Origin of the sequence: Hydrogenophaga sp., from assembly GCF_030651625.1 — a bacterium.
In the GTDB taxonomy this organism is placed as follows: domain Bacteria; phylum Pseudomonadota; class Gammaproteobacteria; order Burkholderiales; family Burkholderiaceae_C; genus Hydrogenophaga.
On record NZ_JAUSCF010000004.1, the window covers coordinates 55,560 to 77,175 of the forward strand.

The following is a 21,616-nucleotide window of genomic DNA, read 5'->3' on the forward strand; positions in this document are numbered from 1 at the left end:
TCAGGACGACGTTGGTATCGAGCTGGCTGCCCTTGATCAGGTCGTTGTACCGGACCGCGAGGACTTCATTGCCGGCCGGGCTGCTTCTCAGTACACGGAGGCATTGCCGTCGGCGAATCGATCGAGTCCGCCCACCTGGCTGAGCACCTGCAGAACGGTGATGTTGGGTGAAGAAAGCAGGACTGGACCGGGATTGGCGACCTTGCCCAGCACATAGACCTGACTGCCCTCGATGCCGGTGATGGCCACTGTCACCACCGCTTCAGGAATGAATTTTTTGAGTCGTTCAGCGATCCGGCTTTCAGCCTGTGACGTGCTCAACCCCGCCACTTCGACGCGCCCGGCAAGCGGGAAGGTGATGCTGCCGTCTGGCAAAACGCGAACCTCCATGCGCAGCGCCTCGTCGCGCCACACCGAAACCATGACCGTGTCGCCATGGCGCAAGGTGTACGGTGCAGCGCCTTGCGCCACAGGTGCGGGAGCAGGGGCCTGGGCCAGCGCGACAGAAGCTGTCATCGCAGCCAGCAGGGAAATGATCCATCGCAAATAGTTCGGCATGATTCGCCTCCGGTTGAGTGACTCGATTGAGCAAAGGCCTTGATTGCCGCGAACCAACCGCGCAGGCCCCTTCATCCCGCACGGCGACCCCTGGCTGATGGGTTTTCCAGGTGGAATGGCGGGCGCGCGAAGGAGCAATGAACCTTTTGGTCTACAGCTGGCAATGATCTTACGCGATCTGCCTTCATGGAAACGCGCGCCGCATCCCAGTATCTAGTCAATCTGTGGCGAGCAACCTACGCTCCGATTCAAAATTCGTCACGAACCAGCCCCTTTGCTCGATAAGGATCGCTGCAGCGCCAGACTTGGGTTTGACCTCAGGGTTTCTACTGCACAGACTGCGGTACTCAAGCATGCCAGCGGAACACGACCCCCAAAACGGAGGATGCCGCAAGTTTGCATCGCTTGTCACGAGCTGAAGATGGGTGGCGCAGACAGCAGGTATGGCCTGGTCCTTTTTCCGTGCTGGCTGAGTCGGACTGTCCACCGGTTGTCAGCGTGGGGCGAGCGCCGTGTGTGACCACCGGAGGGTAAATGACACCGCCACTTCACCCGGCTGCGGCTTGCCAGCCCTGCGATTGCGATGCGTCACCTGTGCAAAAATTGTAGCCCTCTGTCACTGATCTCAGCATGAATACTTGCACGTTTGGCATCAAGGCGCGATGCTCGCTCACCGCACCATCTGGCCTCTGGTGTTGGGCGAGCTGTTGGGCGTCAGGGAAATGATGGACATCAGTGCCGATGAACCCGACTGGAGCAGAGAGCATTTGCTCCCGGGTGAGTGGAGTCCTGGCAAACGCTTGCTCGCCAGCATCCGGGACTTTCAGCGCCTCCAGAACGCCTCGTCGCCTCTGGCCCGCCTGCGACGGATGGTGACCGTCTTGCGCCACCGCTTCTGGAGTGCCGTTTCCGGTGCAGACATTCCGCTGAACTGCCAACTGGGAGGCGGCTTGCTGCTGCCACACCCCAATGGCATCGTCATCCACCCGGATGCCCGGGTGGGTCCGAACTGCCTGATTTTTCAGCAGGTCACACTCGGCACCGTGGCCAGAGGTGGAACGCCGCGTGTCGGTGGGCATGTGGACATCGGCGCGGGCGCCAAGTTGCTGGGTGGCATTGTCATCGGAGACCATGCCCGCATCGGCGCCAACGCCGTCGTTCTGACGGATGTTCCTGGTGGCGCGGTCGCGGTGGGTGCTCCCGCACGCTGCCGCCCCGCCACACAAGAGGTCCAAGGCCATGCGTGAAGTCAGGCTGGGTGTCGTGGCAATCGGACGCAACGAGGGTGAACGACTGCGGCGCTGCCTGAACTCGGTGCTGCCGGCCGCACCCGCCACCGTCTATGTCGATTCGGGCTCCACCGACGGCTCGACCCAGATGGCCAGGGAAATGGGCGCGCAAGTGGTCGATCTGGACATGTCACGGCCATTCACCGCCGCCAGGGCACGAAATGAAGGCCTGCACCGCCTGCTGGAGCAAAACCCCGACGTCGATCTGGTCCAGTTCGTCGACGGCGACTGCGAGATCGTGACCGGCTGGCTCGATGCTGCTCAGCATTTCCTTCAGGAACACCCCACCCACGCTGTGGTGTGTGGCCGTCGCCGTGAGCGCCACCCGGAACGTTCTGTCTACAACCGGATGTGCGACCAGGAATGGGACACGCCAGTGGGCGACGCCCTCAGTTGCGGCGGTGACGCCATGATGCGGGTGCCGGCACTGCTGGCCGTGGGCGGCTACCGGGACGACCTGATCGCTGGCGAGGAACCCGAACTGTGCGTGCGGCTTCGGCAGGCGGGATGGCTCATCCACCGGCTTGACCGGGAAATGACCCTGCACGATGCGGCCATGACCCGTTTCAGCCAGTGGTGGAAGCGCACGGTGCGGGCTGGGCACGCTTTCGCGCAAGGCGCGTGGCTGCACGGTGCGCCCCCCGAACGCCACTGGGTGCGCGAAACCCGGCGCGCCTGGTTCTGGGGCGCGGGACTGCCTGTGGTGATCGCCATCGGCCTGGTCCTCGTGGGTCCGTGGGGAGCGCTGCCGGGACTGGCCTACCCCTTGCAATGGCTGCGCCTGTACCGACGCAATGGCATGGCACGAACGAGCGGCTTCCTGCTGATCGGCAAATTCGCAGAGATGTGGGGGGTGGGGAAGTTTCACCTCTCGCGATTGCGCGGTGTCGCTGGCTCTATCATCGAATACAAATGATTCGAACAACCAGAGGCAACGTCCATTGAACCCAGGCCTTTTTGGGCAGAGGTCCCCGGCCATCAAATTTGCAGCCCGGGGCAGATCGCTGACCGTGCGGCTCACACTGCTCGTCGCAGGGCTTGTCGGGCGGCACAGAGGACCGAACTGATGCGTGTCGCCTACTTCACCAACCAGTACCCGAAGGTCAGCCACAGCTTCATCCGACGCGAAATACTGGCGCTGGAGCGCCAGGGCGTGGAAGTGGATCGCCTGGCGCTGCGCGGCTGGTCAGATCCGCTCGTCGACGAAGACGACATCGCCGAACGGGCAAAGACCCACTACCTGCTGCGCAAGGGTCTGGGCGCGCTCCTGCCGGCCACCTTTCGCCAGGCCCTGCGCACGCCCGCTGCCTTTGTTCGGGGAATCGGCATGGCCTTTCGCCTGTCCCGCATGTCCGATCGGCCGGCACCCTACCACCTGGTGTATCTGGCCGAGGCCTGCGAGATGGTGCGCTGGTGTCGCGAGCACCAGGTCGATCACCTGCACGTGCACTTCGGCACCAACCCGACCGAAGTCGCCTTGCTGGCCCGCCTGCTCGAGGGTCCTCGCTTTTCCTTCACGGTGCACGGCCCTGATGAGTTCGATCGGCCACTGGGACTGCACCTGCGGGAAAAAATCGAGGCGGCCACCCATGTGGTTGCGATCAGCTCCTTCGGGCGCAGCCAGCTGTACCGCTGGGTCGGACACGACCATTGGCCCAAGATACAGGTGGTGCATTGCGGCCTGGAAGCAGCCTTTCTCGATACGCTTTCCGCAGAACCGTTTCCCACAACCCCCCGACTGGTCTGCGTGGGCCGCCTGTGCGAACAGAAGGGGCAATTGTTGCTGCTCGAAGCCGTCCGCCGGCTCAGGGACCAGGGAGTCGATCTCCACCTGGTGCTGGCTGGCGATGGCGAGATGCGGGGTGAGCTTGAACGGTTCATCCAGCAGCACAACCTGCAATCCCGGGTCAGCATCACCGGATGGATCAGCAGCGAGCGCGTGAAGCAGGAGTTGCAGGCCGCCAGGACCATGGTCCTGGCCAGCTTTGCCGAGGGTCTTCCTGTGGTGATCATGGAAGCCATGGCGCTGGGGCGACCTGTGTTGACCACCAGCATCGCCGGCATTCCAGAACTGGTGCGCCACGGCATCGACGGCTGGCTCGTCCCCGCTGGAGACGTGGAAGCGCTGGTGGACATGCTGGCCGTTGCGCTGGCCACACCAACCCATCAACTGCAGGACATGGGTCGCGCTGCCCGAAGCCGGGTCATTGAAAGGCATTCGATCGACACCGAAGCCACCAAGCTGCACCGCCTGTTTGCGTCCGCTCCATGATCACCACGTTCCTCAGCTGGGTGCTGCTGGCCACCGGTGGAGTGCTGCTGGCCTGGGTCGGGTTGCTTGCAGTTCAGACCCTGGCCAGTTTTCTCCCTCGGCGCGGCGGCCCAGGCCCCTTCCATGGGGAGGCTCCCGCACCTTCGGTGGTGGTTCTGATGCCCGCGCACGACGAGGCCGAGATCATCGAATCCATGGTGGCACAAGCCCTGACGTCGCTGCCCGCTGGCGCCCGGCTGCTGGTCGTGGCAGACAACTGCACGGACGACACCGCTGTCCGTGCGCGATCGGCTGGCGCTGAGGTGCTGGAACGGTCCGACGTGTACCTTCGCGGCAAGGGCTACGCGCTCGCCCATGGCGTGAGTCACTTGCGCCAGGCCCCGCCCGACGTGGTCATCGTGGTCGACGCGGATTGCGTCGCTGCCCCCGGCAGCCTGGCCACCATCGCCACCGCGGCACACCACCTGCAGCGGCCTGTCCAGGCGATGTACGACATGCTCGCACCCGACGGGGCCGGGCTGATGCAGCGCATGGCCGCCTTCGCCTGGGACTTTCGAACCCGGCTGCGGGCCGAAGGCTACCGCCGCCTCGGCCTGCCGTGCCAGCTGATGGGCAGCGGGATGGCTTTCCCCTGGCCCTTGCTGCAGCGAGTCAATCTGGCCACCGGCCACATCGTCGAAGACCTCAAGCTCGGCCTGGACTGCGCGCAAGTGCGCAAGCCACCCCAATTCATGCCTTGGGCACTGGTCAGCAGCCACTTTCCCACCAACGACCAGGGCTCGCAATCGCAGCGCCAGCGCTGGGAACACGGCCACCTGAGCATGGTCGCCTCGCAGGGGCCAGGCCTGCTGTGGCGCGCAGTGACCCAGAGAAACATGGGGCTGCTGGCGCTGACACTGGACATGAGCGTACCCCCGCTGGCGCTGCTGGTCATGTTGCTGGGAACGCAGGCAATCACCGCAACCGCACTGGCATGGTGGGGCCTGGCCTGGCCAGTGGTCGCAACGATCTCTGTCGGCGCCTTGGCACTGCTGGTTCTGACGGTGTTGGCTGGCTGGTGGAAAGCCGGCCGGCGATGGATCGGTCTGGGCGAGCTCATGTCTGTGCCCTGGTACGTGCTGCGCAAAATCCCCATCTACCTGGGTTTTCTCGCCCGCCGTCAGATGGCCTGGATCCGGACCCGAAGAGATTGAGCCCATGACCACCCCAGCGTGCGCCCCGTCTCTGGCACAAGCCCGCATCACCTCAGGGGCGCATCATGTTCCCCCCTCGTCGCGCGGAATCAGGGACCAGGCCGTTGCCCCACCGGACCACCGATCATGAATGACACCTGCAGCCTGTGCGGTCTGCCCGTTTCTCGCGCCAGCATGAGGCAAACCCTGGACCATCTGCTGGAACGCATGGCCCGGGGCGAAGGCGCCTGGCTGCTGACACTCAACACCGAAATGCTCTCCCGCTTCACCAGGGACCCTGGGTATCGCGATCTTGTCGCCCAGGCCGACATCATCACGGCCGACGGCATGCCACTGGTCTGGGCATCGCGATTCAAGGGGGCCGATCAGGCCATTGCCGAACGGACCACCGGCGTCGATCTGGTGGATGCGTTTCTGCGTTTGCCACAGGTGCCCCCCTACGCCATCATTGGCGGCGTCGACCCCGCCACCACCCTGCGGTTGTATGGCGACCATGCGCAACAGGCCTGCCGCTACCTGTTCAGCGGCAAAGTGGACCTGAGCGACGAACAGGTGAAGGCGTTTGCCGAGACCTTGCGCGCCGAGAATGTGCGCATGCTGTTTGTCGCACTGGGCGTTCCCAAACAGGACCGGCTGGCCCTGAAGCTGCGAAGCGCGATACCGGAACTGGTCGTCACAGGGATCGGTGGCACCTTCGAGATTCTGGGCCCGCAGGGCAGTCGCGCACCGCTCTGGATGCAGAAATCGGGCCTGGAGTGGCTGTACCGGCTGGTCAAGGAGCCCGGTCGCCTGTGGAAGCGCTACCTTGTCCACTACCCCGCCGGCATAAGCTTGATTCTCAAGGATCTTTTTCTTTCGCGGCAGTGAGGTGGACACGATGGCATCGGCCGCCTGAAAGGCATGACATTCATGCCGGTTGATTCAGGCACCATGCCGATCTGCAACGCCGTCGGCTCCGTGCCGATTGACGCCAGCGGCGCTTGAAAGATGGATCGCGAATCGCGCCTGCCGGATGAGGATGCAAGGGCAGATGCGCAGCCATCCCCTGCCGCGTCATGCGGCAGGGGATGCCGAAGTGCCTCTTAGAATGTAATGAAATGGTGCCTGAATGTCTGTTGTTCTAAATCTCGATGACATCTGGTCGGGCAGCCTGCTCATTGGCCAGGAGGATTGACACGTGTACGAATCGTTCTATGGTCTTCGCGAAAGACCTTTCTCCATTCAGCCTGACCCGGATTTCCTGTTCATGAGCCAGCGCCATTCGCAGGCCTTCAGCATGCTGGAGTACGGCATGGTGAGCCGTGCCGGCTTCACCGTGGTCTGTGGCGATGTGGGATGCGGGAAGACAACGCTGGTCCGCCGCCTGCTCAACACGCTGGGCGAAGACGTGCGGGTGGGTCTGGTCACCAACACCCATCAGGACATGGGCAATCTGCTGGAATGGATCATGCTCGCCTACGGGCTCCCATTCGAAGGCAAATCGCAGGTGAGCCAATACGATGCTTTCCAGCAGTTTCTGATTGCCGAATACGGCAAAGGCCACAGGGTGGTGCTCATCGTCGATGAAGCGCAGAACCTCAGCGTGTCTGCACTGGAATATCTGCGCATGCTGTCCAACATCAATGCCGACAAGGATCAGCTGCTTCAAATGATTCTGGTGGGTCAGCCGCAGTTGCGCGACAAACTCAAAAGGCCCGAACTCACGCAGTTTGCGCAGCGGGTGGCCGTGGACTATTTCATTCCTCCCTTGGGCACGGTGGAAGTGGCAGATTACATTGAACACCGGCTTCGCGTGGCAGGGCGCGATCGCAAGCTTTTCAGCCCGTTGGCGATGGCCAAGATCGGCAAGGTGGCGCAGGGCGTTCCCCGCAATATCAACACACTGTGCGACATGGCCCTGGTCTATGGCTACGCATACGAGGCCCGTGTCATCGATGTGCACATCATTGATGAGGTGCTCCACGATCGCTCGCAGTTCGGCGTGTTGGGAGAGCAGGCACCCGCAAATTCTGGGGAAAATCTGCCCGGGCGTGATTAATTTGTCAGTCTTACGTTCTATTGCTGACGCGATAATGGCAGTTTAGTGGGATGGAGCCATGTGCCAGGAATCATTGGGGTCGGTGTGACAACGCAATCAACCAACGACATTGCCATTGTCGGCATCTCTGCCCACCTTCCAGGCGCAAGCCATCCACAGGCCTATTGGGACAACCTGCGCCAGGGGATCGAGTCCATTCGGCGTCTCAGCGACGACGAATTGCTCGCGGCAGGCGAAAGCCCGGAACGCATGCGGCACCACAACTATGTGCCTGCAGCGGCCGTGCTGGATGGCTTTGAGCAATTTGACGCCGATTTCTTCGGGTTCAGCCCCAAGGAAGCGGCCATCATGGACCCACAGCACCGCCAGTTTCTGGAGGTGGCCTGGGAGGCACTGGAAAGCGCCGGTCATCCGCCCGAGTCTTTTCCAGGCGCCATCGCCGTGTATGCCGGCTGCGGGATGGGCAGCTACTTCTACTTCAACATCTGCTCCAATCCGGACCTGGTGGCCAACACCGGCATGTTCCTGTTGCGACACACCGGCAACGACAAGGACTTCCTCTCCACCCGGGTCAGCCACATCTTTGACCTCAAGGGTCCCAGCGTCAACATCCAGACCGCCTGCTCCACGTCGCTGGTGGCGGTGCACTATGCCTGTCAGTCACTGCTGAGTGGCGAATGCGACATGGCCTTGGCCGGCGGGGTGACGATCGAACTGCCGCACGCGCGTGGCTACATTTTCCAGGAGGGCGAAATTCTTTCGCCTGACGGCCATTGCCACGCCTTCGACCACCGCGCCCAGGGCACGGTGTTCGGTTCGGGGGCAGGCGTTGTGGTGCTGCGCCGGCTGGAAGACGCCCTGAAGGACGGCGACCACATCTGGGCCGTGATCAAGGGCACGGCTGTCAACAACGACGGAGCGGCCAAGGCAGGCTATCTGGCGCCCAGCGTGGACGGTCAGGCCAAGGCCATCGCGGAAGCACAGGCCGTGGCCGGTGTGTCGGCCGACACCATCGACTACGTGGAATGCCATGGCACGGGCACCTTCCTGGGCGACCCGATCGAGGTCGCCGCGCTGACCCAGGCGTTCCAGGAAACCACCAGCGAAACCGGTTTCTGCCGCATCGGTTCGGTCAAGACCAACATCGGCCACCTCGACACAGCGGCGGGCGTGGCCAGCCTGATCAAGGTGGCGCTGGCGCTCAAGCACCGCGAGCTGCCGCCGAGCCTGGGCTACGAGCGTCCCAATCCGTCGATCGACTTCGATGGAAGCCCGTTCCAGGTCAACCACACCCTGACCCCGTGGGTTTCGCACACGGGGCCTCGCCGGGCGGGCGTGAATTCGCTCGGCGTGGGCGGCACCAATGCCCACGCCGTGCTGGAAGAGGCGCCCGAAACAGCACCGAGCGAGCCGTCGGACTGGCCGTTCCAGTTGCTGGTGGTTTCAGGCCGCTCGCGTGCGGCCGTTGACGCAAACGCCAAGGCCCTGGCCGCTCACCTGCGCGCCCACCCCGAACTGTCTCTGGCCGACGTGGCCTACACGCTCAGGGAAGGCCGTCGCGCCTTCGAGCACCGGCGCGTGCTGGTGGCTGAAACCCTGGAAGAAGCCGCCACCCTGCTGGAAGGCACTGACACCCGACGTGTGTTCACCCACAGCCACCTGGGTGAAGACCCCGAGGTGGTGTTCATGTTCCCGGGCGGGGGTGCCCAGTACGCCGGCATGGCGCGCGAACTTTACGCCACCGAACCGGTGTTTCAGGACTGGATGGACCGCGGCCTGGAAGTGCTGCAGCGCCAACTGGACTACGACATCCGCGCGCTGTGGTTGCCCGAACCCGACCAGCACGATCAGGCGGTTGAGAAGCTCAAGCGCCCTTCGGTGCAGTTGCCCCTGATCATGATCGTGGAGTACGCGCTGGCGCAGCTGTGGATGTCCTGGGGCGTGAAACCCGCTGCCCTGGTGGGCCACAGCATGGGGGAAAACACCGCCGCCTGTCTGGCCGGCGTGATGTCGTTCGAAGATTGCATTGGCCTGGTGCTGCTGCGTGGCCAGTTGTTCGACACCGTGCCCGTGGGCGGCATGCTCAGTGTGCCGCTGCCTGCCGCCGAGGTGCGTGGCCTGCTGGGCAGCGAGCTGGACATGGCCAGCGTGAACGCGCCCGAGCTGTGCGTGGTGTCCGGACCGCAACACGCGCTCGACGCATTGGAGGCCACACTGCGCGAGCGCGAGGTCGAACCCCAGCGCGTCCAGATCGACATAGCCGCGCATTCGCGCATGCTCGGCCCCATTCTGGGCCGCTTTGAGGCCTACCTGCGCAGCATCCGCCTGAGCGCGCCCAGGCTGTCGATCATCTCGAACCGCGATGGTCAGCCTCTGAGCGCTGCGCAGGCCACCGATCCTCTGTACTGGGTCGCACACCTGCGCAACACGGTGCAGTTTGCCGACTGCCTGGCCACGCTGATGAAAGCGAGTGACCGGGTGTATCTTGAAGTGGGTCCGGGCAAGGCACTGGGCTCACTGGCGCAGGCCAATGGTGTGCCGGCAGGCCAGGTCATCAACTCGCTGCGCCACGCTGATCACGTCGTCGCCGACGATGTGTGGTTCCTTGGCACACTGGGACGTCTCTGGGCCACCGGCGTGAAGGTCGACTGGGAACCGATCTGGGGCGAGGCGCGCCGCCATCGCGTGCCGCTTCCCACCTACGCCTTCCAGCGCAAGCCTTATTTCATTGCGCCCGGCGCAGCACGGGCCACCGCGCCAGAGGCTGTGCGGCCATTGCGCACCGACGACGTGAGTCTGTGGGGCTACCAGCCCCGCTGGCGGCCACGCCAGGCCGACGTGGAAATCGATGTGGCCCAGGACCTTTCCACAACGGCGCCGCAAAACTGGCTGGTGTTCATGGACGATGCCGGCTTGGCCGATCACCTGGTCCACCGGCTGCGCAACGCCAGCCACCGGGTGACGGTGGTGCGCTCCGGCGACCTTTTTGCGCGTGTGAGCGAGAACGAGTACGTGCTGGCGCCAGAACGCGGCCGCGAAGGTTACGACGAACTGGTGCGGGATCTGGTGGCCACAGGCCATACGCCGCAACAGATCGTGCATGCCTGGCTGGTCACCCAGGAAGAGCAGTTTCGCCCGGGCAGCAGTTTCTTTCACCGCAACATCGAGCAGGGATTCTTCAGCCTGCTGTTTCTCGCCCAGGCCATGGCCGGCGAGAACCTGCCAAAACCCATGCACCTGACGGTGCTGAGCACCGGTGCCGCCCGTGTGCGCGACGAGGCCTTGCCCTACCCTGAAAAGGCCACGGCTCTGGGCCCCGCCCGCGTGGCTCCGCGCGAACTGCCAGGCCTCACCTGCACGGTGCTGGATGTGGTGCTCCCTGTGGCTGAAAAGGGTTGGCGCGCCAAACCGGATATGGGTGCATGGAACGCCTTGAGCGAGCGCGTGCTCGAAGAACTGTTCGCCACTCCGGGCAACCGGGTGGCGGCGTTGCGGGCCGACAAGCGCTTTGAACTGGGCTACGCCCCGCTGCCGCTGGCGCCCGCCGAGGACCTGAGCGGGCTGGCCATGGGTTGCGTCTGTCTGCTCACCGGCGGTCTGGGTGGCATAGGCCTGACCGTGGCCGAGCGCCTGGCGCGCGAAAAGCATGCCCGCCTGGTGCTGCTGGCGCGACAGCCGCTGCCTGCACCCGATACCTGGGACCGCCACTTGCGCAGCGGTGAACCGCTGGATCCGACCGTGCAGCGCATCCTGGCCGTGCGCCGCCTCGAAGCGCTGGGTGCCCAGGTGATGGTGATCGCCGCCGACGTGTGCAATGTGAAAGACATGCAGGCAGCCGCCGAACAGGCGCAGCAGCGTTTCGGGCGTATCGCGCTGGTGATCCACGCCGCCGGCGTGGTGGACGACGGTCCCCTGCTGACCAAGACATCGGGTGGTGTGGAAGAGGTGTTTGCGCCAAAGGTTCACGGTGTGCAGATCCTCCACGAACTGTTTCCCGATGGCAGCATTGATGGCCTGGTGCTGTTTTCGTCCACCAGCACCATCACCGCGCCGGCTGGCCAGGTCGACTATGTGGCAGCCAACGAGTACCTCAACGCCTACGCGCGCAGCCGCGCAGGTGGCCGCACCCGGGTGCTGGCCATCGACTGGGGCATCTGGAACGAAGTGGGCATGGCGGCCAAGGCCATGGCCAGCCGCCTCGGCGAGGCACCACCGCCCCCCCGGCATCCGGTCGACGCCCCCTTGCTCGACGAAGCCACCTTCGACCCGGCTGGAAACCGCCTCTTCACCGCCCGCTGGCACACGCAGGACCGCTGGATTCTCGACGGTCACCGCACGGCCTCCGGCCAGGCCCTTTTGCCTGGCACCGGCTACCTGGAACTCGCCGCAGAGGCCCTGCGCGGCAACGGGGAGACGGGTTCGTTCACGATCCAGGATCTTTACTTTTTCCGTCCGCTGGAAGTGGACGACACCCAGGCCCGCGATGTCCGGGTGATGCTGGCCCGAAGCGACGAGGGCTATGCCCTCGAGGTGCGCAGCGATGTGCTGTTTGAAGGTCGCAAGGCCTACCAGCTCAATGCCCAGGCCACGCTGGTGCCTGGCCCGCTGCCGCCGGCCGCCCGGCTCGAACTCCAGGACCTGCTGGCACGTTGTCCACTGCGAAGGGCCGAAGACACTGGTGGTCTGCGTTCGCCGCAGGAGGCCCACCTGAACTTCGGCCCGCGCTGGCGGGTGCTGCAGTCGGTCGCTTACGGACACAACGAAGGCGTGGCCCATCTGCAACTGCCCGCGGAATTTGAGGGCGACGTTCGGGCGGGCTTCCTCCTGCACCCGGCGTTGCTGGACCTGGCCACCGGCTGGGCGATGCATCTGATCGAGGGGTACGGGCCCGATCACCTTTGGGTGCCGGTGTCTTACCGGTCGGTGCAGGTGCACCGACCCCTGCCAACCGAAGTCTGGAGCTGGGTCCGCAACGCACAGGACAACCGCGCCGACGCACCGTTTGCGGTGTTCGATGTCACGCTGTTCGATGCACAGGGCGAAGTCTGTCTGGAGGTTCAGGGCTTCTCCATCAAGCGCCTGCAGGAAGGGGGGTTTGCGACGTCGGCCAGCCGGCTCGATGCACGCGAACTGGTTTTCGATGGGCCCGCGCGCGGTGCTTCCCAGGCCAAGCTCTCACCCGCTGAAGAACAGCTGCAACACAGCATGTCGCAGGGCATCCTGCCGCACGAAGGCGCCGATGCGTTTGGGCGTGCCCTGGCCACAGGCATGTCCCAGGTGGTGATCTCTTCCATGAACCTGGATGCCCTGGTGCGCCAGGCCGGCGAGGCCACGGCTGCCGAGGTGGGCTCCGGTCAGAAATTCCAGCGACCCGACCTGGACAGCGACTATGTGGAACCACGCAACGACGTGGAGCGCACCCTGGTGGGGTTCTGGGAAGAATTGCTCGGTGTAGACCAGGTGGGCGTTGCCGACAGCTTCTTCGATCTGGGCGGGCACTCGCTGATCGCGGTCCGCCTTTTCGCGATGGTGAAGAAGGCCTACCGGGTCGAGTTTCCCATCTCGGTCCTGTTCGAAGCGCCCACCATAGCCTTGTGCGCCGACATGATCCGGGAACGCATCGGCGACACAGGCACGGATACCGGCAGCGCTGCGGACGTACCCGGTTCCGCTGTATCCACCCCCCGACGCCGCTTCACCCACCTGGTGGCCATGCACGATGGCGAAGGGGGTGAGCGCCCGCCTTTCTTCCTGGTCGCCGGCATGTTCGGCAACGTGCTCAACCTGCGCCACCTGGCCCGACTGATTGGCGTGGGGCGGCCGTTTTACGGGCTGCAGGCGCGGGGTCTTTACGGCGACCAGGCGCCACACGCCACGCTGGTCGAAGCAGCCACCGACTGCATCGCCGAGATGCGCCTGGTCCAGCCCCAGGGCCCCTACCTGCTGGGCGGTTTCTCGGGCGGAGGCATCACGGCACTGGAGATCGCACGGCAGCTGGAAGCCGCCGGCGAAACGGTGTCGCTGCTGGTGCTGCTGGACACCCCGCTGCCTGTGCGCCCCAGCCTCAACCGGATGGACAAGCTGATGATCAAACTGGCCGAGCTGCGCCGGGGTGGCCTGGGTTTCCTCAAGGAATGGGTCAGGCGCCGCGTCGAGTGGGAACTGCAACGCCGCCGGGGTGTCGCGGCGCCCACGGCCAGTGTCCACCAACTCCACAACGCCGAAATCGAAGCGGCGTTCCGCGCCGCATTGCCGGCGTATCCGCTGAAAGCCTGGAAGGGCCCCGCCGTGCTGTTCCGTCCGCCGCTGGATCGCCACTGGAAGGTGTCCGGGGGACGCTGGGTCAGCGCAGAACGCGAATACCTGTACGAAGACAACGACTGGACCCGCTTCATGCCAGCACTGAAAGTGATCGAAGTGCCCGGCAACCACGACTCCATGGTGCTCGAGCCCAACGTGCGCGTGCTTGCGAGCCACATGAAAACCTGCATTGAGGCGGCCGAAAAGCCGAACGACCCCACATGAATCCCACCCTACAGCCCACGGTGCTCACGGTGTTGCTGAACTTTCGCACACCGGACATGACGCTGCAGGCCCTGGAAGCGGTGCTGCGGGAAATGCAGGATCTCGCTGGCGCCGTCACGGTGGTGGACAACGACTCGGGTGACGGCTCCTTCGAGAAAATTCGCGACACCGTACGCGCCAGGGAATGGCAACGGGTGAGGGTGCTGCAGTCCGGGCACAACGGAGGCTACGGTGCCGGCAACAACTTCGGCATCCGCCAGGGTCTGCCAGATGGTTCGGCACCCGATTTCGTGTACCTGCTGAACTCCGACGCCTTCCCCGAACCGGGTTGTCTGAGCATTCTGCTGGATCACATGGTGCGGCATCCTCGCGTGGGTTTTGCCGGCGGGCGAACCCATGGGCAAGACGGCGTGCTCCACAACACCGCCTTCCGCTTTCCGACCGTCTTCAGCGAATTCGAAGGCGCTGTCGCCACGGGCCCCTTCTCACGCCTCCTCAAGAAGTACATCGTGGCCATGCCGACCCCTGAAGACGTGCAGGAAGTGGACTGGCTGGCCGGCGCCAGCCTGATGGTGCGGCGCCAGACCCTGGACGAAATCGGCCTCTTTGATGAGCGCTACTTTCTGTATTTTGAAGAGACCGACCTGTGCCTGCGCGCCCGACGCGCCGGCTGGTCGTCCATGTACGTGCCGCAAAGCCAGGTGATGCACATCGGATCGGTGACCACGGGCATGAGAACCTGGCGGCGCATGCCTTCCTACTGGTTCGACTCCCGTCTGCGGTACTTCATGAAAAACCATGGCGTGCTGTACGCAGCCGCGGCCACCCTGGCGCATGTCACAGGCGCTCTGCTGTTACGGCTGCGCCATCTGGTGAACAGGCGCAGCCGGCGGGAGAACGCACCGGAACACTTTCTGCGGGATCTGGTGTCACACGATCTGCGTGGTCTGTGGCAACGTGAGCCGCTGGGCGAGCAACCCGGCGCCAAGTCCTGAACAAAACGGCACGAGCCGCCAGCACATTTTTTTCTCCTACGTCCGGAGCAGTTCATGAGCAGTTTTTCCTGTGTGGTAATGGGCAACGAGTCCCTGCTGATCCAGTGCGCCGAGCGCCTGCTGCAAGGCGGCGACCGCATCGGTGCGGTGGTGACACGCAATGCCGACATCCGCACCTGGGCCCTGCACAAGCATCTTCGGGTGGAGGCACCGGGTGAGGGCCTGGGCGAGCGTCTGGCGGATCTCGATTTCGACTGGCTGTTCAGCATCGCCAACCTGTCGGTGATTCCGCAGACGGTACTCGATCGCGCCGCACATGGCGCCATCAATTTCCACGACGGCCCGCTGCCCCGGCACGCGGGTCTGAACGCCCCGGTGTGGGCCATCCTGCAGCGCGAAAAGCAGCACGGGGTGACCTGGCACATGATCGAGGGTGGCATCGACGAAGGCGACATCGTCAAGCAGCAGCTGTTCGACATGGCGCCCCATGAAACGGCACTGACCCTGAACACGCGCTGCTACGAAGCGGCGATGGAAAGTTTCACCGAGTTGCTGGCCGACCTGCACGGAACGGGCCTGCGACGCACACCCCAGGACCTCAGCCAGCGCAGCTACCACGCCCGCCTGGACCGGCCGGGCGCGGCGGCCCAGCTTGATTTTGCGCAGCCGGCCGAAACGCTGGTGGCCCTGGTCTCGGCCCTGGACCACGGCACCTACTGGAACCCCCTGACCTGCCCCAAGGTGGAAGTCGCGGGCCGCGTGCTGCTCGTCAAGGGTGCCGCAATTGAAGCTGGCGCAGGCGGCGCTGTGCCCGGTCAGGTCTTGGAAGCGACACAGGCCGGTCTCGTGGTGGCCACCGCATCGGACCCGGTCCGATTGACGGGTTTGCGCGACATGCAAGGCCAGCCCGTGTGCCCTTCCACCATCGCCCGCACAGGTGACCAGCTTCCCGCGCTGGACGCCGCACAGGCACAGAACCTGACCGAGGCCATGGCCCGGGTGGTGGCCGGCGAGGCGGCCTGGCGCCGCTGCCTGCAGTCGCCCCAGGCCATCGACCTGCCATCGACCACCGCCGCCACTGGCCCTGTGGCCCTGCGCCAGACCGCACTGCAAGTGCCTGCAGGGCTCACGGGCGACCGCCTGCTGGCTGCGGTGGCCGCCGGGGTTGCCCGGGTGAGCGGCAAGACGGCTTTCGACATGGCCTACCAGGACGCGGCCGCGCCACAGGCGCCGGCCTACCTGTCCACCTGGGTCCCGTTGCGCCTGACGGCTGCAGGCGACAGCCCGTTCTCCGCCTTCGCCGAACAGTGCGCCTCCGCGCTGGACAAGGCGCGCCGCCACCCGGCCTTTGCGCTGGATCTCGTGGCACGCGACCCGGCCATCAAGGGCCTGTCGATACCGCAATTCGGGCTCTCTGTGGGTGCGGCATTCGTTGAAGGCAGCGCTGTGACCGCACAGCTCACCCGAGATGGCACCCTGTCGCTGTGGTACGACGCCGCCCGCCTGCCCGACGAAGCCGCTGCACAGCTCGCACAGCGCCTGCAAAGCGTGTTGCACGCCCTGGGTGATCCATCCGCCCAGGACACCCACCTGGGGAGCCTGCCCATCCTGTCACCCGCCGAGCGCGAGCAGGTGCTGTACGGCTGGAATCACACCCGCTGCGACTACGAGCGGAACACCTGCGTGCACCAGTTCTTTGAAGCGCAAGTCACGCGCACGCCGCAAGCCACCGCCGTGGTGTTCGAAGGCACGGCGCTGACCTATGCCGAACTGAACACCCGCGCCAACCGCGTGGCACACCGCCTGCGTGACATGGGCGTGCAACCGGGCACGCTGGTGGGCCTGTACACACCCCGCTCGCTGGAGTTGCTGGTGGGCGCGCTCGCCATCCAGAAAGCTGGCGGCGCCTACGTGCCGCTGGATCCGGCCTACCCGGCCGACCGTGTGGCGCTCTACATTGAAGACAGCGGCGCGCCGGTGATCATCGCGCAGTCCACCCTGGTGAAGAACCTTCCCAGCCATCAAGCGCAGGTGCTGGTGATCGACCAGGATGCGCAGATCGGTACACAGCCAGACACCAACCCCGACAGCGGGGTGCAACCATCCGACATCGCCTACATGATCTACACCTCGGGCTCCACCGGCCGGCCCAAGGGCGTGATGGTGGAGCACCGCAATGTGGCCAACTTCTTCCGTGGCATGGACGACCGCATCCGCCACGACCCGCCGGGCGTGTGGCTGGCCGTCACCAGCCTGTCGTTCGACATCTCGGTGCTGGAGCTGTTCTACACCCTGGCGCGCGGGTTCAAGCTGATCCTCTCAAGCGACGAAAACCGCGCGCTCGTCTCCGGTGGCCAGTTGCCGATCTCGGCCCAGAAAATGGACTTCAGCCTCTACTACTGGGGCAACGACGACGGCGCCGGCCCAAAGAAGTACGAACTGCTGCTCGAAGGCGCCAAATTCGCCGACAACCACGGGTTCTGTGCGGTGTGGACGCCCGAGCGCCACTTCCATGCCTTTGGCGGCCCGTATCCGAACCCGTCGGTCACGGGCGCTGCGGTGGCCGCGGTCACCAAAAACATCGGCGTGCGCGCGGGCAGCTGCGTGGGTCCACTGCATCATCCCGCACGCATTGCCGAAGAATGGGCGGTCATCGACAACCTCACCAACGGCAGGGCCGGTCTGGCCATTGCCTCGGGTTGGCAGCCAGACGACTTCGTGTTGCGACCGCAGAACACACCGCCCAACAACAAGAAGGCGATGTTCGAAACCATTGAGCAACTGCGCCGCCTCTGGCGCGGCGAAGCGGTGGCGTTTCCCACGGTCAGTGGAGAGCCCTTCAACGTGGTCACCCAGCCACGCCCGGTGTCCAAGGAATTGCCGGTTTGGGTCACCACCGCAGGCAACCCGGAGACATGGAAGGAAGCCGGCGCCATTGGCGCCCACGTGCTCACCCACTTGCTGGGCCAGACCGTGGAGGAGGTTGGCAGCAAGATCAAGATCTACCACCAGGCGCTGAGCGACGCAGGGCACGATCCGACGCAATTCACGGTCACGCTCATGCTGCACACCTATGTGGCGCGTGACCGCGAGCAAGCGCGTGAAACGGCCCGTGGCCCGATGAAGGACTACCTGCGCAGCGCGGCCGGTCTCATCAAGCAGTACGCCTGGGCCTTCCCTGCCTTCAAGAAGCCATCGGGCGTGAACAACCCGTTTGACCTCGACCTGCGGTCGCTGACAGAAGAAGAACTGGAAGCCATTCTGGACTTTGCCTTCATTCGCTACTTCGAGGACTCCGGACTTTTTGGCACGGTGGACGATTGTTTGCAGCGGGTGGAGGAACTCAAAGCCATCGGTGTGGCCGAGGTCGCCTGCCTGATCGACTACGGCATTCCGACAGAGAAGGTCATGGAAGGCCTTTACCCCCTGGCCGAAGTGCTGCGCCGTTCAAACGAGGCAACAGAGGTGCCTGACGACGATTTCTCCATCGCTGCCCAGATCGTGCGTCACGGCGTCACCCACCTGCAATGCACCCCCAGCATGGCCCGCATGATTGCCATGAACGACGAAGCCAAGTCGGCGCTTTCAAAGGTCCAGCATCTGATGATTGGTGGCGAGGCACTGCCCGGTACCCTGGTGGCCGAACTGGGCCAGGTCACGAAAGCCTCCGTCGAAAACATGTACGGTCCCACCGAGACCACCATCTGGTCGTCCACCGAAACCGCCAGCGCCTCCGAAGCGGTGGTCAACATCGGCCGGCCGATTGCCAACACCCAGATGTATGTGCTCGACGACCACCAGCAGCCCGTTCCGGTGGGCGTGCCTGGTGAGCTCTACATTGGCGGCGACGGTGTCACACGTGGCTACTGGCAGCGCGACGACCTCACCGCCGAGCGCTTCCCTGCCGATCCCTTCGTGCGCCCCGAATGCACCGCACCCGGCGGTGCCCGCATGTACCGCACCGGCGACCTGGCGCGCTGGCGCCCGGACGGCCGCATCGACTTTCTGGGCCGCGCCGACTTCCAGGTCAAGATCCGGGGCTACCGCATCGAGCTGGGCGAGATCGAAGCCGTGCTCGAATCCGTCGACGGTGTTCGACAGGCCGTGGTGGTGGCCCGCGAAGACCAGCCGGGCGATGTGCGCCTGGTGGCCTACCTGCGCACCGACGCGGGTTTCTCGACCGAGCGCCTGCGCGAGTGGGCCGCCACCCGTCTGCCCGAGCACATGGTGCCGGCCCATTTCGTGACGGTCGAAGAATTCCCCCTCACGCCCAATCGCAAGGTCGACCGCAAGGCCCTGCCCGCCCCGACGCAGACCTCCTTGCGCGAGCGTACCGAGGTGTTTGTGGCACCCGAGAACGAAATCGAACAGAAGATCGCCGCCATCTGGTCGCGCGTGCTGGGTGTGCCACAGATCGGTGGCAAGGACAATTTCTTCGCGCTCGGCGGCCACTCGCTGCTGGCCGTGCAGGCCCACCGTGAAATCAAGCAGGCACTCAATTCCACCCGCCTGAGCATCACCGACATCTTCCGCTTCCCGACCCTCTCGGCCCTGGCCGCCCACCTCGACGACAAGCCGCGCGACACGCCTGAAGCCGCCGCAGAATCGGCCGACCGGGCCCAGATGCGCGCCGACGCCATGTCGCGCCGGCGCGCCATGCGCTCGGGAAAGACCTGAGCACAGGTTCAAGTGACTCACCCGGGTCCATCCGCGTGGTCGGAACTGCAGCAGGCGCTCACCGCCGCCGTTGGCCAGGGTGTGGGCGTGGTTTTCAGCGGCGTGGACGGCGATCCGGACCGTCTGCACCCGCTGGAGCGCGCCGCGATGGGCCGGGCCATTGTCCGGCGCCAGCGCGAATACGCCGCAGGTCGCGAAGCCGCACGGATGGCCATGCGTTTGATCGGATGGCCCGAAGCCCCCGTCCCCAGTGCCCCGGACCGTTCGCCACAGTGGCCACCGGGACTGATCGGGTCCATTTCGCACACCCGCGACGCCTGCCTGGTGTTGGTGGCCCCGTGTGCCCGGTTCCTGGGCATCGGCGTGGACATCGACATGCACGAGCCCGTCGAGCCTCACTTGTGGCCCTTGATCTGCACTCCTGCCGAACAGGCGGCACTGGCGACCTGGCCCGAAAACGAAAGAGGCTTGGCGGTGACCCGCCTGTTTTCGGCCAAAGAGGCGGTTTTCAAATGGCAATTCCCCCTGCATCGCCGCATGCTGGATTTCCAGCATGTGCACATCCACCTCGCGCAGAGCAACAGCACCTTCGTTGCACACATTGACCAGGGCAGCGATCCCCGCGTGCATCCCCACGTCTGCACGCAGGGAAAGATACTTTGCCGTGGCGAGCACGTCGTGTCGTGGGTGATCACCCCGCAAGATCCAACGGAAGCGGGCCTTCAGCGCCAGGAGAAACCGGGTTTGAACTGCCTCACCCCGTAAGCTGCCTCGAACCGCGTGCACGCAAACTGCCATCCAGCAAGCGCCAGCGATTCAGATGCATGTGACGGTGGGTCATGTTGGCCGCCACCTTCAAGCCATTCAGTCCCAGTGTTTTCAATGCGCTGCGTTGTGCCGCGGCCTGGCGCCACGTCTCGAACAGGGCCTGTGCATCTCCCGATGGGAAAAACCGCCCCGCATGGGTGGGCACACAATCGCGCAGGCCGGGCGTGTTGCTGGCCAGGACCGGCACGCCCTGCGAGAAGGCGTCGTAGACGATCCGGGGTTGTTCGTCCGAACGACTCGGCACGACGACGGCGTGGTAGCCGTGCAACTGCTTGAAAAAGGACGGGCCGTAGGGCGTGGTGCCCAGCAGTCTCAGTCGCGTCGAGCGGCGCGGTTTGGCGGCCGCAGTCCGGCACCTGTCGGCCAGTTCGCCATCACCCAACACATCCAGATGCACGGGCACGCCATGGGCCTCCGCCAGATCCAGGGCGTCGAGAAGATCCAGCACGCCCTTGGCGGCGACCAGTCGGCCGGCAAACAGCAAGTTGAGCGACCCGGACGATTCGGCGAGCTTTTCATTCCAGCTGTGCAGCACCGCCGCTTCGCTGGCGATGTTGTCGTCATCGATCCAGGAAGCGTGGATGATATGCCCCCGGTCAGGCCGTCGGGTCAGCAGGCTCTGTTTGTATTCGGCCTGCGTGAAGACCGCCAGGTCGGTCATGTTGATGCAGCAACGATTGACCCACTCCGACAGTGCCGCGTCAATGCGCTCGGGCCAGCGCGCAGGAACGCTCAGGTCGGTGCGCCACGGTGACGACTCGACAATGATCAGCAAATACTTGCCACGCAACTTGGCCGCGAAGGTGGCAATGTTGTGCAGTGAGGTGAGCATCCAGCCACCCAGTCCTGTGTGCACCACATCGGCACGGCCGATGGCCTGCCACAGCCGGCCAACCATGATGGGCAATGCCAGTGTCTGCTTGAAGCGGGCGGGCAAATCGATGAACTGGATGCGTGGGTCGTCCAGCAACACCACGCCCTCGGGAAGCGGCCCGTCAATGCGGGGGCAGGCCAGCGTGAAGTGGGAGATGTAATCCGGGTGCCTGATGAGGTCCTTGTGCCACAGTGCATCCACATACCGTTTGCCGTCGACATCACAATACACCGGGATGGAAATCACCAGCAGGTAATGCCCTGAGAGGGGCATGGGTGTCTCGGTGGTTTCTACGGCGACGGTCACTTGGAGCTCCAGGCCATTGGCAGACAACCGGTTCAGCACCACCCTGCGGCCCGATTTTGGC

Annotated in this window: 12 protein-coding genes; 10 read left to right on the forward strand and 2 right to left on the reverse strand. The window is 64.7% G+C overall.

The genetic code is table 11. The features are described from left to right. Window positions 1-87: 87 nt before the first annotated feature. Window positions 88-558 carry a polysaccharide biosynthesis/export family protein gene (locus tag Q7V46_RS01175; RefSeq protein ID WP_304911668.1) on the reverse strand — a complete coding sequence of 157 codons (471 nt, stop codon included), beginning with the start codon at window positions 556-558 and terminating at the stop codon, window positions 88-90. A 662-nt stretch (window positions 559-1,220) separates the two neighbouring features. Between Q7V46_RS01175 and Q7V46_RS01180 the strand changes: the two genes are divergently transcribed. From Q7V46_RS01180 to Q7V46_RS01225, 10 genes are all read left to right on the forward strand, one after another. Then, the gene (locus Q7V46_RS01180; protein WP_304911669.1) at window positions 1,221-1,805 is read left to right on the forward strand and encodes a serine acetyltransferase; all 585 of its coding nucleotides are present in this window, start codon (window positions 1,221-1,223) and stop codon (window positions 1,803-1,805) included. Beyond that, window positions 1,798-2,763, forward strand: coding sequence for a glycosyltransferase family 2 protein (locus Q7V46_RS01185; RefSeq protein WP_304911670.1), 966 nt, complete (start codon window positions 1,798-1,800; stop codon window positions 2,761-2,763). The genes Q7V46_RS01180 and Q7V46_RS01185 overlap by 8 nt, the downstream gene beginning before the upstream one ends. 150 nt (window positions 2,764-2,913) lie before the next feature. Continuing rightward, the gene (locus Q7V46_RS01190; protein ID WP_304911671.1) at window positions 2,914-4,119 is read left to right on the forward strand and encodes a glycosyltransferase family 4 protein; all 1,206 of its coding nucleotides are present in this window, start codon (window positions 2,914-2,916) and stop codon (window positions 4,117-4,119) included. Further along, entirely contained in the window at window positions 4,116-5,312 is a 1,197-nt protein-coding gene (locus tag Q7V46_RS01195) for a glycosyltransferase family 2 protein (RefSeq protein WP_304911672.1), read from the forward strand. The genes Q7V46_RS01190 and Q7V46_RS01195 overlap by 4 nt, the downstream gene beginning before the upstream one ends. A gap of 126 nt (window positions 5,313-5,438) precedes the next feature. Next, the gene (locus Q7V46_RS01200; protein WP_304911673.1) at window positions 5,439-6,179 is read left to right on the forward strand and encodes a WecB/TagA/CpsF family glycosyltransferase; all 741 of its coding nucleotides are present in this window, start codon (window positions 5,439-5,441) and stop codon (window positions 6,177-6,179) included. A gap of 310 nt (window positions 6,180-6,489) precedes the next feature. Continuing rightward, complete coding sequence (locus Q7V46_RS01205; RefSeq protein ID WP_304911674.1) at window positions 6,490-7,350, forward strand: ExeA family protein; 861 nt, start codon at window positions 6,490-6,492, stop codon at window positions 7,348-7,350. A gap of 84 nt (window positions 7,351-7,434) precedes the next feature. Next, a complete protein-coding gene (locus Q7V46_RS01210) occupies window positions 7,435-13,875 on the forward strand; it encodes a type I polyketide synthase (RefSeq protein ID WP_304911675.1) in 6,441 nt (2,146 codons plus the stop codon). Further along, the gene (locus Q7V46_RS01215) at window positions 13,872-14,870 is read left to right on the forward strand and encodes a glycosyltransferase family 2 protein (RefSeq protein WP_304911676.1); all 999 of its coding nucleotides are present in this window, start codon (window positions 13,872-13,874) and stop codon (window positions 14,868-14,870) included. The genes Q7V46_RS01210 and Q7V46_RS01215 overlap by 4 nt, the downstream gene beginning before the upstream one ends. A gap of 54 nt (window positions 14,871-14,924) precedes the next feature. After that, window positions 14,925-19,547: a MupA/Atu3671 family FMN-dependent luciferase-like monooxygenase gene (locus Q7V46_RS01220; RefSeq protein WP_304911677.1), complete on the forward strand. Its 4,623-nt coding sequence runs from the start codon at window positions 14,925-14,927 to the stop codon at window positions 19,545-19,547. A gap of 12 nt (window positions 19,548-19,559) precedes the next feature. Then, entirely contained in the window at window positions 19,560-20,312 is a 753-nt protein-coding gene (locus tag Q7V46_RS01225) for a 4'-phosphopantetheinyl transferase (RefSeq protein ID WP_304911678.1), read from the forward strand. Here the strand turns inward: Q7V46_RS01225 and Q7V46_RS01230 are convergent. Continuing rightward, entirely contained in the window at window positions 20,302-21,555 is a 1,254-nt protein-coding gene (locus Q7V46_RS01230; protein WP_304911679.1) for a glycosyltransferase, read from the reverse strand. The two genes, Q7V46_RS01225 and Q7V46_RS01230, sit on opposite strands and share 11 nt — an antisense overlap. Window positions 21,556-21,616 lie beyond the last annotated feature (61 nt).